A 15,063-nucleotide genomic window follows, 5' to 3' on the forward strand; every position below is an offset into this window, starting at 1 on the left:
TGGCGCTGGACTAAACAAAGGCCCCCTTTTAGGGGGCTCACACAAAGCCACCTTCTTTAGAAGGTGGTAATTTACTTTCTAAATTCGTATTCGAACCAATGATCAGTGATTGACTGCGATTGGCGTTATTTATTGAATTTCGCTTTTTCTTCTTTTTCTACTTGAGAGAGGCGTTTCAACTTAAGACCTAGCTCTTTGCCTCTCGCTCTAGCAAACAAAATATTACCAGCGAAACCGAGTGAAGTCAGTATCAGTTCCACTGCCGCAAGCCAGCGTTCACCCCCATCCACATAAAGGATGGTCAGCGCATGCAAGAAATACAGCATAAGAACAAAGTTAGCCCAAGCATGAGTGTAAGGCTTACCAGCTAAAATACCAGGCAACGGAAGTAGTAGCGGAATACACCAAGCAATAGCAAGTGTTGTGCTGCTGAGGTGAGGGTGAGGGGATAACGCAAGCTGCCAAATAGCGACCCAGGCTAATAAGGCTAAGTTGCCAAATAAAGCCAGGTAACGATAGGTTTTAGCCTGTGTACCGAGTGGTGTTTGGTCTAAAGAGTCAGACATCGATTAACTATCCTTGATTTTACTAACAGACTTTTAGTTTTAACGCTGCAGTTGCCAGCCTTTTGCCTAATTGTTGTGCCAGGCGAATCTCTTCACTGCTCAGGGTCGCCTCATGGCCTACACTGCTGGCGCCATACGGAGTGCCTCCGGACTGCGTAGTGTGTAACTCTGGCTCGGAATAAGGAATGCCCAAAACCATCATCCCGTGATGCAATAAAGGGGTCATCATGCTTTGTAACGTTGTTTCTTGACCGCCATGCATCGAGGACGAAGAGGTAAAGACACAAGCAGGCTTATCGATTAAGTCACCACTGACCCATAAAGATGTAGTCTGATCCCAGAAGTGCTTTAAAGGCGCAGCCATGTTGCCAAACCAGACGGGGCTGCCAAACGCTAGACCGTCGCACGTTTTCAGTTCCTCTAGAGTAACAATTGGATCAGAAGGGGAGTGTGAGTGAGGTGACAATTCTTCAACTGTACGCAAAATTGCTTGGCATTGAGGAGTCGATTCGACTCCTCTTGCTATTTGTCTTGCCAGTTGTTTTGTCGAGCCATGACGGCTGAAATACAAAATAAGGATCTGGCAATCCATTTATAAAATATCCAACACTTGCTCTGGTGGGCGACCAATTTTTGCTTTGCCGTTAGCAACGACTACCGGACGCTCAAACAACTTTGGATTTTTCGCCATTGCTTCGAATAATTGCTCATCGCTGACGGAGTCTTCGCCTAAGCCAAGCTCTTTATATTCACTTTCTTTAGTGCGCATCATTTCACGTACAGATGAAAAGCCAAGCTGGGCGTACAGCGCTTTTAGTTCATCCACGTTAAGTGGTGTGTCTAGGTATTTGACGACTTCCGGTGTAACACCATTTTGCTCAAGCAGTTCAAGTGTTTGACGGCTCTTTGAGCAACGAGGGTTGTGATAAATCACGACTGACATGGTTTTCTCCATTTCGTTATTGTAATGCCATGAATCGATCTCTTTGGATCATGAGTTGGTCGATACGGGCATCGTATCGCGCTTGCTCTAAGCTGCCCAACTTGGCCATTTTACTTGCTTCACTATAATATTGAATCGCTTTATTCCAATTTGCTCGCAATGCCAAAATTTCTGCTCGAGCAGCCAACTCTTCATCGCTACGCCCCAGCGCGTGGTAGCTCTTCGATATTAGGTGCCAGCCATTTGTATCTTCAGGATAGTCATGAGTGTATCTTTGAAGAACTCGCGTGGCTTGATCGTTTTTATTGTCCTCAAGTAGCGCATTGGCGTAGTTAATGGTCAATACTTTATTTTGAGGGTTACGAGATAACGCTTTGCGGAGCATCTCGGTTGCTTTTTCTGGCTGCTTCTTCTCGATATATAAATCCGTCATAGCGTCCAAGTAAAACGGGTTACTTGGGTCTTGTTCCAGTAACTTTTTCAAAATTGGTTCCGCTTGAGATAGGCGTTTATTGTCTAAATGCACGAGTGCTCGACCATAATCAAAAGCAGGTGTAATGTCCGCAGAGGCTTTCTTTTGGGTTCTCTCAAACCAGCTCAGGGCGGCTTGTCCATCAATGCCAGCGTAACGAGCCACAATGCGCGCGCGAGCTAGATGATAGTCTATTGAAGGCACAACACGCATTGGAGGATAGGTTCTTGCTCGCGCACGGCTATCGGTAATTCGATCTTCAGGCAGAGGGTGAGTCAGGAGCATTGGTGGCGGTTTACTTGCATAACGATACTCATCAGCAAGACGGCCAAAAAACCTTGGCATTGCTTGAACATCAAAACCGGCTTTTGCTAGTGTCGAAATACCAAAGCGATCCGCTTCTTTTTCATTCGCGCGAGTGTAGTTGATTTGACTTTGCATGTTGCCCGCGGTTGCTGCTGTAATTGCAGCCATCCCCGCTTCGGGTGAGGCAATTGAAAGCAGTAGTGCCCCCGCAAGTGCGGCTAATGTGGCCGGAGAGCGGCGTGCTTGTTCTTCCATACTCCGAGCAAGGTGACGTTGTGTGACGTGCGCTATCTCGTGAGCGACAACAGAGGCCAGCTCACTTTCTGAACGAGCATGAAGAAACAACCCAGAATGCAGCGCTACATAGCCACCAAAAAACGCGAATGCGTTGATATTACGGTCGCGAATCATAAAGAAGTGGAACGGCGTTTTTACATCATTCGCATTGGCCACTAATTTGTGCCCAAGAGAGTCAATATATTCATTGATGACAGGGTCATTAACGATAGGTTTACTGGCTCTGAGCATACGCATATAGGCGTCGCCATAAATCAACTCTTGGTCTATTGAAAGCGTGCCACCAGCAGCTGTGCCAATGTCTGGCAAGTCAATGCTATTGGCATAAGTTGTCGGCGAACTGATGGCAGCAGCAAGACATAAGCAAACTAGCGAGCGAGTGCGTTTTAACATACGTTTACAAGGTTCTCCAAAATACATAAGCATGTGGTTACAGGTCGAGAGCCTATTAACAGCGCCACATACGTTTTGGTTATCCGTGAGGATATAAGCTAACAGTAAGACCGGAAATAAATGAATTGGTTTCGTAAATTATTTTATATCCGAGCTATTTCAGCATGTGGTTAAATCATGTCAGAAGTGCTAGCACCAGCTCAAAAAGCCGTTACAATACAACCCTATCATAAGTGCAGAGCAATACAATGGAATCCATGTTACTTGATTTGCGTGAGCAACGTTGTCCTATGGCACTGTTACTTGCAAAGCGTCATGCTGCTGAGGTCTTTCAAGGAGAAGCAAAGCAGTATCATCAACTTGTCATTCAAGTGGTGGACAACAGCTCTAAACGAGACATTGTGAACTATCTTAGTGCCCAAGGGTACTCAGTTGATTGCCAATCTACATCAGAGCACTACACATTGACTGTCTTCAATAAGGAATCCGCATAAGATGTTTGAAATGGTTAGTCGTTGGTATAAACGACGTTTCTCTGACCCTCACGCAGTAAGTCTCGTCGCGATCTTGCTGTTTGGCTTTATCACCATTTACTTCTTTGGACACTTGATTGCGCCATTACTTGTCGCGATCGTTTTGGCTTATCTACTTGAATGGCCAGTTGTCAAAATGTGTCGTATAGGCGTGCCGCGCACCTTGTCGGTTATTATCGTTATCTTGGTCTTTGTCGGGTTGATGTTAATTGCGTTGTTTGGCTTGGTTCCGACGATTTGGACTCAGGTCGGTAATCTAATTAACGATATTCCGAACATGTACAACGGGCTACAAAAGTTTATTGTCACATTGCCAGAGCGCCATCCTGAACTAGCCAATTTAGAAATAGTAGAAACCGTGGTGACGAACGCCAAAAACCAAGCACTGGGGCTGGGTGAAAGTGTCGTCAAAGGGTCGCTTGCTTCATTAGTTAGCATTGCAACGCTAGCGGTATATTTGATCTTAGTGCCACTCCTTATCTTCTTTTTGCTTAAAGACAAAGAAGAAATGCTGCGAATCGCAAGCGGTATTCTGCCGAAAAACCGTAAATTGGCGAATAAAGTTTGGCATGAAATGAACGAGCAGATATCAAATTACATTCGCGGTAAAGTGTTAGAGATTTTAATCGTGGGCGGTGTGAGCTACGTGACTTTTGCCCTTTTAGATCTTCGTTACTCGGCGTTGCTTGCCGTAGCCGTTGGTCTGTCGGTTTTGATTCCTTATATCGGTGCGGCGGCTGTTACTGTACCTGTTGCTATCGTTGGTTTGTTCCAATGGGGTTTAACGCCTCCGTTTTATTGGTTGTTGCTTGCTTACGGTATTATCCAGGCGCTGGATGGTAATGTGTTGGTTCCTGTTCTGTTTTCCGAGGCAGTAAACTTACACCCAGTTGCTATCATTGTGGCTGTATTAGTCTTTGGTGGGCTGTGGGGTTTTTGGGGGGTGTTCTTCGCCATTCCTTTAGCGACATTAGTCAAAGCCGTATGGCATGCATTACCAAGCACGGAAGAAAACGAACCTGTCGAACAAGAGTAGTTGTTACCAAAGGTATGATGGTTAAAAGAAAGCCCAGCAGTTTGCTGGGCTTTTTGTTTGTAGAAAAACAATAGCGTTTAAGCGTTTTCGTTTAAGTAGTTTAATACGACTTCGTGGTGATCTTTGGTTTTGAACTTGTTGAACACATGTTCGATCACGCCTTCTTCATTGATCAGAAAGCTAATGCGGTGAAGACCGTCGTATACTTTGCCCATGAATTTCTTTTCGCCCCAAACGCCGAACTGGTCAGCAACGGCATGGTCTTCATCAGAAAGCAGAGTGAAGTTTAAATCATCGCGCTCGATGAACTTGCCTAGACGCTTTACAGGGTCGATGCTTACGCCGAGTACCACCACGTTATGTGCATCGAGTTCAGCTTTGATGTCACGAAGGCCTTTTGCTTGTGTAGTACAACCCGGCGTCATCGCCTTAGGGTAAAAGTAGAAAAGTACTTTCTTGCCTTTAAAGTCTTCAAGAGAAACGGTATTTCCGTCTTGGTCGAGCAAAGAGAAGGCTGGCGCTGGCGAGCCTGCTGTCAGCGTATTCATTTTGATTTCCTTTACTTTATAGTGTGTTTTTAATGAAATTCAGAGAACCTTGTACGTTGAGCGACTTACAAAGTTCATCGAAGTCTTCTTGTAACTGCATCAAATTAAAATCCGCGCTTACAGATGCAGTAATCGCAATGTGAAACTGGTCAGAATCGAGTTGAATTTTCGACTTGCTGATGGTTTGCGCGCTAAGAGAGTCTAAACCAATCTGCTGATCAGCGAAGAACTTAGTAAATTTTTCAGTTAACCCAGGGCGGTCTTCAGACTCAATAAACACTTCCATGGTGTAGCTGTTATCGAGCAGTTCGTGCGCCGCTGTGCGTTTCATGATCGTAATAAGGTCATGTTCTTGGCCAAGCAGGGGCAATTGTGTTTCAACTCGAGTCACGCTGCTGGCGTTCCCAGTCAGGAGCATGATCAGCGTAAATTCGCTGCCAAAGATAGCGATACGGCTATCGACTATGTTACAACCAGCTTGAGTAACGAGCTGTACGACTTGGTTACAAATGCCTGGACGGTCCGTTCCAACTGCTGTAAGTACCAGATGTTGCTTCATAAATGAGCTTCTTGTCCTTTCTTCAATAGAGAGATGTTAGCACAGATATTGCGAAGAAATATCGAGCCAGTTCTTTTTTAGTCCATAAAAAAGCAGTCGGAGCTTGAGGGGAGTGGTGGGAAATAAACAGTAAATGCAGGCTATAGGATAAACAAAACGTTTGCATGATGTGCTTGCCTATTGTCTGGCCGTTTTATTCACTTAGATCTGACTTGGCTAACAAGACCAAAGAGTATATTTTCCTTGCTTGTGCTCTTCAGTATTTTCCAAATCACTGATAGATTCTAAAGTCACTCGAAAGCCCAACACGATTATCAATATTGCCGTTAATCAAACCAAATAGAGCAATTAAGTTGCTAGACCTCTAACAACTGGTAATTATTCATTCATTTGTACTTTGTAAGCGAGTTTACGCTCTTGTGTTTTTCAATCGCATTACAGTACCATGCAGAAAGAGTTAAATGAGGGAGATAAACATGTTTTCAGGAAGTATCGTAGCGCTGATTACGCCATTCAAAGCAGATGGCGAAGTAGACTTTGACGGTCTGCAAAAGCTAGTAGAGTACCACGTTGAAGCGGGTACAGACGGTATTGTGGCAGTAGGCACAACAGGTGAGTCAGCGACACTGACCATTGAAGAGCATGTAAAGGTCGTTAATAAAACTGTTGAGTTTGCCGACGGTCGCATCCCTGTGATTGCTGGCACGGGTGCAAATGCAACCCATGAGGCAGTAACATTTAGCAAATTACTGGCTGATTCTGGTATTGCTGGCTTCCTGAGTGTGACACCGTATTACAACAAACCAACTCAAGAGGGTTTGTTTCTACATTACAAGGCAATTGCCGAAGCGAGTGATGTGCCTCTAATTTTGTACAACGTACCAGGCCGTACTGCTGTTGATATGCAGCCAGAAACAGTGGCACGCTTGTCAAAGCTTGATAATATCGTAGCTCTAAAAGATGCAACGGGCGATTTGGAACGAATTGCAATTCATCGTGAACTTTGTGGCGAAGATTTTATCTTACTAAGTGGCGATGATGCGACAGGGCTGGATTTTGTGAAACTTGGCGGCAATGGTGTTATCTCGGTAACGAACAATATTGCAGCTAAAGACATGGCAGACATGTTCCATTTGGCAAGTGAAGGTAAGTACGAAGAAGCAGAAGCGATTAACCAACGCTTGATGACTCTACATAAAAACCTTTTCATCGAAGCAAGCCCTATCCCAGTAAAATGGGCAGCGCAAAAGCTTGGTTTGATTGAAGAAGGTGGTTTGCGTCTTCCTTTAACTACGCTTTCTGAAAAATCGCAGCCGATCGTCGAGCAGGCGCTAACAGACGCCCATATTTATTAAGATTGAGCTATTAAGATTGAGTTACTAGGATTGAAGTTCATACTGGGGGCCAAAGCGCCCTCGGTGTTTTAGGAGTATAGATGAAGCTTTCAAGCCAGTTAGTGTTAAGTTCATTAGCTGTATTCGTATTGACTGCCTGTTCAGGTGGTGCCAATCAACGTCGTCAAGCAAAAGATGACTTCGAGTATTTGAACTCCCCAAATTTGGGTGAGTGGAATGTCCCACAGGGTGCACAGCCTCAGTTTTACCCTAACTACGAGATCCCTCAGGGTAACTACGCTGGTGGTGTAGGTAAAGATGTCGACATTCGTCCACCTCAACAAGTCCTAGAGCTTATTCCCGGTGCACGTTTGGACCGCAGTAGTGATGGTGAAGTGACACTTTGGCTACTTCGTAAAGATGAACTAGATAAAGTTTGGCAAACGGTGCAAAACATGGTCGCGGCTAACGAGATTCCAGTTGAAAGCCAAACAGACTCTCGCATCGAGACAGGATGGGTGACTTGGGATTCGCCAGATGAAGAGCTAGAAATTGGCAGCCGATATGAAATCGTACGCGCTGAAGCAAATGGTCGACACGGCTTTAAGGTGAGCCTTATTGACTGGCGTGAAGGCAATCAAGTGAAAGAAGTAACGGCGACCAACCGTGAGCGCTACAATGTATTCATGACGAACTTGGTCACCGCTCGCTACGACCAAGAAGTGCGTGAAGAAGCACAGCGTAAAGCGCAAGAGTTGGTTAAACAGATCCCAATCACAATGGGTAAAGACCGCAGCGGACTTCCAGTGATTATCGCGCGTGCGCAATACAACATGCTTTGGCAACGTCTGCCTAATATTCTACCTAAGATGGGCTTTAAGATTGAAGAGCGTAGCCAGTCGCAGGGCACAATCACTGCGAAATATGCGTCTCCGGATGATGAATTCTGGAACGATATCGGCGTTAAACCAGTGGAGTTAGCCGCTGGTAAGTACACATTCTTACTTGGTGATTTAGGCAACCGTACGTCTATCAATATCACCGACTCCTCTGGCAAGCCAGTAGAAGAAGAGTTTTTGAAATCACTAGCGCCTGTATTGGCTGCAACAGTGAAGCAGTAAACAAAGCGAGCTTAACGCGGCGTGTTTACTTAATGATAGAAAAGGGACCTAGTGGTCCCTTTTTTGATGTTTAGATTAAATGTGTCGAGATGAAGCTGGTGAGTAACTAACGAGGCTCGTTTTTGTTTTTATCTTCTTCAGCGTAGCGCTGTTTATCCAATGTGTTCAGCTTATCTAAATCGTTCTTACGGCTTTTATCCATCTGACCAAACTTCATTTTTGCGGTATATTTGAGTGCGGCAATATTACCAATGACCACGCTCAACACTACAATAATAATGACCCAAGGATTGGTTAGTATTTCTATCATAGAGCCTCCGGCGGCGTGATATTGTGAATAAATTTGGCAACGACGTTATCCAAATTATTCAGTATGACGTCAATCCCTGCAATGTTGTCGGTCTGATTTTGTTTAATCAACTGGCTTCTGAGTACATCAAGCGTCAACTGCTCGAGGCATTGCTGCCCGACAGCGCGGTGACTAATGTGCCAAGGCTCAATCGAAACGCCACCTAAATCATGCTGATAAGGAAAGAAGAAACCGAACCGACCAAGGTTGGCTTTTAACCATTGGTAGAACGCCTGCTGGTGGCCTTCAAGATACTCCCAAGGTTCCAACTTGAGTGTTGTGTCAGCAGGCAATAAATTGCGCGCATAGACATCAAAATCACAACCCCAATGATGACGACTTCCTCCGGGCAATGCCGACCAGCGCAAAATGGCCATCAATTTCTCTTCGTCATTTAACTCTGCTTTATTCAAAGGGCGGGAGTTGACGTCGATAATTGGCAACTCACCAGAAAACTTCCCGTTCCAGATGGCTTCTTGGCGATTAAAGTCACGAAAACCACTGGCGATTTCCATTTTGAAACCTGCTTCGGTTGCGGCATTAATCATCTTCAATAAGTCATTGACTACTTTAGGGTGAAGCATAAATGCCTTTTGCCCCACTAGTGTGGATTGAAGATGGGAATCAGTGATTCCGGTGAGTTGCTCTGGTGTCATTGTGTTCTCGCTGATTACTTCGCCAATAGGTGTTTCAACGTGTTTTCGTACATGTCCGTCAACTTTTCAAGATCGTCGACTTTCACACACTCGTTCACTTTATGAATCGTAGCGTTAACAGGACCTAACTCTACGACTTGACCTCCCATTCGAGCAATAAAACGACCATCAGAAGTACCGCCAGTTGTAAGTAGCGCTGGCTTCGTATCATTGACTTCGGCCACAGCAGCTACAACCGCGTCTAGCAGTGCGCCCGTATCGGTCAGGAATGGGTCACCGTTGAATGTCCATTTTAGGTCGTAGTCCAGCTCATGCTTGTCCAATGTTTCGGTAACACGCTGAACAATTGCGTCATTGTTAAGCTCAGTACTAAAACGTAGGTTGAACTGAACATGGAACTCGCCAGGAATAACGTTAGACGCACCAGTGCCAGCCGATACATTCGGGATCTGGAAACTGGTCGGTGGGAAGTAATCATTCCCTTTGTCCCATTCTGTCGTCGCGAGTTCATGAATCGCGAGTAGAGACTCGTGCACTGGATTGCTGGCTAGGTGAGGGTAGGCCACGTGACCTTGTGTTCCTTTTACCGTTAAATCACCAGTGATGGATCCACGGCGTCCATTTTTCACTACATCGCCAACCACGTCGGTGCTGGATGGTTCACCAACAATACACATATCGATGTTCTCACCACGTTCCATCAACGTTTCTACAACGCGAACGGTACCATTGATAAATGGCCCTTCTTCATCTGACGTAATCAAAAAGCCAATTGAGCCTTTGTGGTCTGGGTTTTCTTCAATGAAGCGTTCGACAGCAACGACCATAGCAGCTAGTGACCCTTTCATGTCAGCTGCGCCGCGGCCATGCAAGTAACCATCAATAATGGTCGGTTCAAACGGATGTGTATTCCAGTGTTCCAATTTGCCAGCTGGTACCACATCGGTGTGGCCAGCAAACGCAAATAGCGGCGCTTCTGAACCACGTCGAGCCCAGAAGTTCGTGGTGTCTTCAAATACCATCACTTCAATTTCAAACCCGAGTGCTTTTAAGCGCTCGATCATCAAATCCTGACAACCTGCGTCTTCCGGCGTTACGGACTGTCTACTGATCAGATCTTTAGCAAGTGCCAATACTGGACTGTCTGTCATCCTTGAGTATTCCTTTATTTAAGAGTTGAAAATGCTAGCGTATTGATCAGCTTTAAAACCGATATGAAGTTGATCATTCACTTTTAACATTGGGCGTTTAATCATCGCAGGGTTTTCTACCAAAAGAGCGATGGCGTTTTCCTCGTTAAGTGTGTCTCTCTGCTCTTGCGCTAATTGGCGGTAGGTTGTGCCACGTTTATTGAGCACCTGTTCCCAACCTAAAGCGCGACAAAATTCACTTACCATTTCTGCATCAATGCCTTGCTTACGGTAGTCATGGAAGTCGTAAGCAATATCCTCGGCTTCTAACCATTTCTTGGCTTTTTTGATCGTATCGCAGTTGGGAATACCAAACATGGTAATCGACATAGTGTTTCCTTTTTCTTTGTTCTATTTTTCACTGGCGCGGTTAAGACGCACTTAAGTGATTTGGGCTGTTAAAGCATCCTATCAAGAAGCAATCAAACTGACAAAATGCGGTGGAAAATATTTTCAGATAGATTGAGATAACTAATGTCACATAACTTATTTACGATGAATGCGCTATAAATCGAATAAAAATTCGTCTAAATCAAATGGAAAAGTCGAGTTATTGATCAAACGCAACACCTCGCTGAGCAAAAACGAAATAATGAATCAGCACAATTTTAGGAGGTGTCAATGGAATTGAGTCCTGTTTTTGCAAGGCGGCTATATTTGGCCTTGTTGGTGGAAAACCTAGAAAGGCCGAATGTGCCAAAGTTGATCGAAAAAACGGGGTGGCCTCGTCGTACTATTCAAGATGTACTCAAGGCGTTACCTGGGATCGGCATTGAACTCATATTCGTTCAAGATGGCCGACGTCATAATGACGGCTATTATCAACTTTCAGATTGGGGGCCTTTTGATAGCCAATGGGTTCTAGAGCGGGAGAGAGATATCGCTAGCAGTCTTGGATTTCGTGCATAAGCCAGCAATTGCTGGCTTTTTTCATATTCAGGCCTCATCCATTGCAGCGGTAGGCGGAACCCAGCACGCTAAATGAAGTGATAAAATCTTGTGGGGAAACCATAAAAACGGTGTCCGCATCGATAGCCGCTGCATTGTTTTTTAAATCGTTCATCGCGCCTTGCATCATCGCGTCATTAGTCATGAAAATGTAGTTATACCAATGGCCTTCACTTCCGGTGACTTCGCCTTTGTATTCGCATCGCTCAGGGTCGAATTGCGCGTCAATGCGAATATGAACATCTTGACTTTGAGCATGAGTAAGGTGAGAAGGCATCGTGCAACCCGTTAGAAGCACGACAAAAAGTCCAAGTAACAGGCGTTTCATTAGCTATTTCCCCAATACTATGTAAGCAGCAAAGCCAATCCAGCTCAGGACAAGTAGTGTCCAAGGCAGTTTGCTTGATGAATGGTTTGGCGCATCGTCGGTGATATTGTCTTGTTCGATAATCTCTTCATGCTGACGTTGTTTTTCACGTTGCTGTTTTTTCTTCGCTTTATCGGCTTGGCGGTTGCGCTCTTTTTGTTGTTTCTTATATTGCGCGATGCCTTTTTCGATACCTTGAGCGATGAGCTTGGTTTGCTCTTTGGTTTGGCCGGGCTTTTGCGTGGATTTAGCAGTTCTCATCGCTTCGGCTTGTGTTTCTTGAGAAGGCACAGGGGTGGCAGGAGTTCTTTTTTTCATGTTTCTCATCAACGTCGCTGTAAATCTTTGTTTAGTTTACCTGTGTAAGGTGCTGAAATGAACTTCAGTTCTCATCTTTGTTGGCTTGCAACTCTGAAACGATAGGTTAAAGTGACGTTTTTATCACATAAAGAAGAAGATGTTGTGCGCTATTCGTTTGACCAATATGACGCCCATGGATTTTTAAAGGCGCCGATCATTTTATGGGTGGGATGGATGTTTCTTGTGCGTTCATGGGTGGTGTTTGCCATGGCTGGTGTAAGTCGTGATAGTGGTAGTAAGCTACTCGCTATTGTTTACCCAGATTCAAGTACGTTGTATTTAGGTTTGGCGATGGGCATTCCAAGTTTGCTTCTTATGTGGTTAATGGGGCTTCGTCATCCCGACAGAGGATGGGTAAACAGAATTACTCGCTATGGTCGCGAGATCACTTTGATCTTGTGCGGTATTCAACTTGCTCAGACCATGTATCATGTGTACCTAGAACATGGAGTGTTTAATTGGGCAAACGCCCTTACCATTACCTTATTAGCTTGGTTTATGATCTATCTTCTAAATGGAAGATGGGTAAAAGACTGTTTTCATGTGCCACAATTGGCGCGCGATGAACAGCAGCATTCAAAGAATTAAAAACAATAACTTCCCACTCTGGGGCAAAGTAATAGAGGAAACCTCAATGTCACAAGCTCAAACGGCGATCGTGCCAGAAGCCGGGCCATTTGCACTGTACACTCAACTCAAAGTGAACCAAAACCGTGAAAACGTATTAGAAAAACTGAAAGCACTGCCAAAGTTGGTGGAAGAGTTAAACATTACCCAGCCGGGTGCAGCGCTGACGCTTTCTATCGCATTCACAAAATCGTTTTGGGAACACCTTAATGTAGACGCGCCAGAAGAGCTTATTGATTTTACTCAACTTGGCGAAGGTGACATCGTTGCTCCAGCAACAGACGTAGATGTACTGATTCACTGTCACTCGACTCGTCACGACTTGCATTTTTACGTGTTGCGTAAGTTCCTAGAAGAGACGGCACAAGATGTCACCATTGTGGACGAAACATATGGGTACCGTTACCTTGATGCTCGTGATATGACAGACTTTATTGATGGGACAGAAAACCCGAAAGGGGAGGCTCGCGCTGATGTGGCTCTAGTAAAAGAGGGCCCATTTGCTGGAGGCAGTTATGTCATGGCTCAACGCTTCGAACATAACCTTGCCGCTTGGAATCGCTTGAATGTCAAAGCGCAAGAAAAAGTGATTGGTCGTACCAAACCAGACTCTATAGAGCTAGAAGACGTTCCTGCTGCATCACACGTTGGTCGCGTTGATATTAAAGAAGAAGGAAAAGGTCTCAAGATTGTCCGTCATAGCTTGCCATACGGGACGGTAACAGGGCCTCATGGCCTGCTGTTTATTTCTTACTGCAATACACTTCATAACATTAAAGTGATGCTAGAAAGTATGTACGGCGTGACCGATGGTAAAACAGACCAAATGCTTCGTTTCACAAAAGCGGTAACTGGTGCGTACTTCTTCGCTCCTTCACAAGAAATGCTCGCAGAGCTAGCCATCAAGTAAGTTCTCAGACTTTATTTCTTAAGCCCTCCAATTGGAGGGCTTTTGTTTTCTATTTCTATTCCAATCTCTTTTCAAAAAACACTAAACTTTTCTGTTACTTGGTCGATAAGTACTCAAAGCCTTAATTTTAGGACTCTTTATTCGTGGCGATCACCGTTAATACCAATGTAGCAGCACTTGTCGCACAGCGTCATTTGACCAGTGCAACGGATATGCTGAACCAATCCATGGAGCGTTTGTCTTCAGGGAAGCGTATTAATAGCGCAAAGGATGACGCTGCGGGTCTGCAAATCTCCAACCGCTTGCAATCACAAATGCGTGGTTTGGATGTCGCGGTACGTAACGCGAATGACGGCATTTCCATCATGCAAACTGCGGAAGGCGCGATGAATGAGGTGACCAATATCATGCAACGTATGCGTGATTTGTCGCTACAGTCAGCCAATGGTTCAAACAGCAAAGCGGAGCGCAATGCACTGCAAGAAGAAGTCTCTGCTTTAAATGATGAGTTAAGTCGTATTGCAGAAACGACCTCCTTTGGCGGACGTAAATTGCTGAATGGAACATTCGGTACATCGTCTTTTCAAATCGGTGCAACGGCTGGTGAAGCGGTACAAATTGGCCTGCGGACCATGCAGCCGGAATCTTTAGGTAGCTTTTCAATGAGCTCATATCAAAGAGTCAGTTCAGATTGGACGGTTCAAAACGGAAATAATGAAATTGTTATCAGCTACCGTGATAACAATTTTGAAGAGCAGGAGATCCGTATTGAAGCTAAAGCTGGCGACGATATAGAAGAACTCGCGACTTACATTAATGGGCAAACCGATAAAGTGAAAGCGTCTGTTAATGAAGAGGGGCAACTGCAGTTACTCATGTCCCACAAGGACGCCATAAAATACCCTGGACCAACCTTCAGTGGTGGCCTGGCTGATGAGTTAGAACTTGGCAAGTATGTCACCGTAAATAGAACGGTAGATAGTATTGATATTAGCACGGTCGGTGGCGCTCAGATGGCGGTCGGAATTTTAGATGATGCTTTGAAAACGGTAGATGGCAGTCGTGCGGAGTTAGGCGCGTATCAAAACCGCTTTAATCATGCGATCAATAATCTCGATAATATCCACGAAAACTTAGCCGCTTCCAACAGTCGTATCCAAGACACTGACTATGCCAAAGAAACTACGCAAATGGTGAAGCAACAGATTTTACAACAGGTCAGTACCTCTATTCTGGCGCAAGCAAAACAAGCGCCAAACCTAGCATTGACCTTGCTTGGCTGATGAACGGCCTTGCCCGAATTTAACGTAAAACCTGCCTGTATCGACAATTCGAAAAGAAGCTTTAGCGAAAAATGAAAGTTTTTTTGCTTTTTTATCCGCTTTGTCACGATTACCCCTCCAAACGAATTATTTTCAAAAAAAATCCAAAATTTTCTCTAAAGAAAACAGGGCATGCGCCGTTAATAAAAGTAACTTTGAGAGAACTACTTGGTTTTCCGAGACGTCGGAAACCGCTACACCGGAAAATCAATTGGAGAAATCACCA

At 44.9% G+C, this 15,063-nt stretch carries 20 protein-coding genes; 8 read left to right on the forward strand and 12 right to left on the reverse strand.

Translation table 11 applies throughout. From position 1 onward, the window contains the following. Window positions 1–125: 125 nt before the first annotated feature. The 4 genes from R7O12_RS22795 to R7O12_RS22810 are packed head-to-tail and all read right to left on the reverse strand — an operon-like array spanning window position 126 to window position 2,977. The gene (locus R7O12_RS22795; RefSeq protein WP_005380407.1) at window positions 126–566 is read right to left on the reverse strand and encodes a DUF2069 domain-containing protein; all 441 of its coding nucleotides are present in this window, start codon (window positions 564–566) and stop codon (window positions 126–128) included. A gap of 22 nt (window positions 567–588) precedes the next feature. Further along, window positions 589–1,158, reverse strand: coding sequence for an NAD(P)H:quinone oxidoreductase (gene wrbA / locus R7O12_RS22800; RefSeq protein WP_005380409.1), 570 nt, complete (start codon window positions 1,156–1,158; stop codon window positions 589–591). Then, window positions 1,159–1,509, reverse strand: a complete 351-nt coding sequence (gene arsC / locus R7O12_RS22805; protein ID WP_005380410.1) for an arsenate reductase (glutaredoxin) — start codon at window positions 1,507–1,509, stop codon at window positions 1,159–1,161. It abuts the gene before it with no gap. A 16-nt stretch (window positions 1,510–1,525) separates the two neighbouring features. Further along, window positions 1,526–2,977 (reverse strand): tetratricopeptide repeat protein, encoded by a 1,452-nt coding sequence (locus tag R7O12_RS22810; RefSeq protein WP_005394337.1) that lies wholly within the window; start codon window positions 2,975–2,977, stop codon window positions 1,526–1,528. Window positions 2,978–3,234: 257 nt separating this feature from the next. On the opposite strand from R7O12_RS22810, the gene R7O12_RS22815 reads away from it, so the two are divergent. Then, the gene (locus R7O12_RS22815) at window positions 3,235–3,471 is read left to right on the forward strand and encodes a sulfurtransferase TusA family protein (RefSeq protein WP_005380414.1); all 237 of its coding nucleotides are present in this window, start codon (window positions 3,235–3,237) and stop codon (window positions 3,469–3,471) included. Window position 3,472: 1 nt separating this feature from the next. Then, window positions 3,473–4,546, forward strand: coding sequence for an AI-2E family transporter (locus R7O12_RS22820; protein ID WP_005380416.1), 1,074 nt, complete (start codon window positions 3,473–3,475; stop codon window positions 4,544–4,546). A 77-nt stretch (window positions 4,547–4,623) separates the two neighbouring features. Here the strand turns inward: R7O12_RS22820 and bcp are convergent, their stop codons facing one another. Both bcp and R7O12_RS22830 read right to left on the reverse strand, forming a co-directional pair. Next, window positions 4,624–5,094: a thioredoxin-dependent thiol peroxidase gene (gene bcp, locus R7O12_RS22825; protein WP_005380418.1), complete on the reverse strand. Its 471-nt coding sequence runs from the start codon at window positions 5,092–5,094 to the stop codon at window positions 4,624–4,626. 16 nt (window positions 5,095–5,110) lie between these two features. Beyond that, window positions 5,111–5,653: a glycine cleavage system protein R gene (locus tag R7O12_RS22830; RefSeq protein ID WP_005380420.1), complete on the reverse strand. Its 543-nt coding sequence runs from the start codon at window positions 5,651–5,653 to the stop codon at window positions 5,111–5,113. A 476-nt stretch (window positions 5,654–6,129) separates the two neighbouring features. Between R7O12_RS22830 and dapA the strand changes: the two genes are divergently transcribed. Both dapA and bamC read left to right on the forward strand, forming a co-directional pair. Further along, complete coding sequence (gene dapA / locus R7O12_RS22835; RefSeq protein WP_005380422.1) at window positions 6,130–7,008, forward strand: 4-hydroxy-tetrahydrodipicolinate synthase; 879 nt, start codon at window positions 6,130–6,132, stop codon at window positions 7,006–7,008. A gap of 80 nt (window positions 7,009–7,088) precedes the next feature. Continuing rightward, on the forward strand, window positions 7,089–8,108 hold the full coding sequence (gene bamC, locus R7O12_RS22840) for an outer membrane protein assembly factor BamC (RefSeq protein ID WP_005380424.1): 1,020 nt from the start codon (window positions 7,089–7,091) through the stop codon (window positions 8,106–8,108). A 106-nt stretch (window positions 8,109–8,214) separates the two neighbouring features. Here bamC and R7O12_RS22845 read toward each other — a convergent pair whose 3' ends face one another. From R7O12_RS22845 to R7O12_RS22860, 4 genes are read right to left on the reverse strand one after another with little or no spacing between them, the layout of a single operon-like run. Beyond that, window positions 8,215–8,418 (reverse strand): DUF2897 family protein, encoded by a 204-nt coding sequence (locus R7O12_RS22845; RefSeq protein WP_005380425.1) that lies wholly within the window; start codon window positions 8,416–8,418, stop codon window positions 8,215–8,217. Next, window positions 8,415–9,113: a M15 family metallopeptidase gene (locus R7O12_RS22850; protein WP_318126419.1), complete on the reverse strand. Its 699-nt coding sequence runs from the start codon at window positions 9,111–9,113 to the stop codon at window positions 8,415–8,417. Before R7O12_RS22850 ends, R7O12_RS22845 begins: the two co-directional genes overlap by 4 nt. 14 nt (window positions 9,114–9,127) lie before the next feature. Continuing rightward, the gene (dapE, locus tag R7O12_RS22855; RefSeq protein ID WP_005380429.1) at window positions 9,128–10,264 is read right to left on the reverse strand and encodes a succinyl-diaminopimelate desuccinylase; all 1,137 of its coding nucleotides are present in this window, start codon (window positions 10,262–10,264) and stop codon (window positions 9,128–9,130) included. Between the two features lie 18 nt (window positions 10,265–10,282). Further along, window positions 10,283–10,633, reverse strand: coding sequence for an ArsC family reductase (locus tag R7O12_RS22860; protein ID WP_258634398.1), 351 nt, complete (start codon window positions 10,631–10,633; stop codon window positions 10,283–10,285). Between the two features lie 291 nt (window positions 10,634–10,924). Between R7O12_RS22860 and R7O12_RS22865 the strand changes: the two genes are divergently transcribed. Next, window positions 10,925–11,212 carry a helix-turn-helix domain-containing protein gene (locus tag R7O12_RS22865; protein ID WP_005380433.1) on the forward strand — a complete coding sequence of 96 codons (288 nt, stop codon included), beginning with the start codon at window positions 10,925–10,927 and terminating at the stop codon, window positions 11,210–11,212. A 34-nt stretch (window positions 11,213–11,246) separates the two neighbouring features. Here R7O12_RS22865 and R7O12_RS22870 read toward each other — a convergent pair whose 3' ends face one another. Both R7O12_RS22870 and R7O12_RS22875 read right to left on the reverse strand, forming a co-directional pair. Next, complete coding sequence (locus tag R7O12_RS22870; RefSeq protein ID WP_005380435.1) at window positions 11,247–11,579, reverse strand: DUF4156 domain-containing protein; 333 nt, start codon at window positions 11,577–11,579, stop codon at window positions 11,247–11,249. A 3-nt stretch (window positions 11,580–11,582) separates the two neighbouring features. Further along, complete coding sequence (locus R7O12_RS22875) at window positions 11,583–11,936, reverse strand: DUF2956 domain-containing protein (protein ID WP_053306707.1); 354 nt, start codon at window positions 11,934–11,936, stop codon at window positions 11,583–11,585. Between the two features lie 144 nt (window positions 11,937–12,080). Here R7O12_RS22875 and R7O12_RS22880 point away from each other — a divergent pair, with 144 nt between their 5' ends. The 3 genes from R7O12_RS22880 (at window position 12,081) to R7O12_RS22890 (ending at window position 14,798) form a co-directional block, all read left to right on the forward strand. Further along, entirely contained in the window at window positions 12,081–12,566 is a 486-nt protein-coding gene (locus tag R7O12_RS22880; protein WP_258474199.1) for a DUF2919 domain-containing protein, read from the forward strand. 46 nt (window positions 12,567–12,612) lie between these two features. Further along, complete coding sequence (locus R7O12_RS22885; RefSeq protein WP_033907102.1) at window positions 12,613–13,515, forward strand: Dyp-type peroxidase; 903 nt, start codon at window positions 12,613–12,615, stop codon at window positions 13,513–13,515. Window positions 13,516–13,658: 143 nt separating this feature from the next. Continuing rightward, window positions 13,659–14,798, forward strand: coding sequence for a flagellin (locus tag R7O12_RS22890; protein ID WP_042521439.1), 1,140 nt, complete (start codon window positions 13,659–13,661; stop codon window positions 14,796–14,798). The last annotated feature ends 265 nt before the right edge of the window (window positions 14,799–15,063 follow it).

The sequence above is a fragment of the Vibrio sp. Vb1574 genome (genome assembly GCF_033338675.1).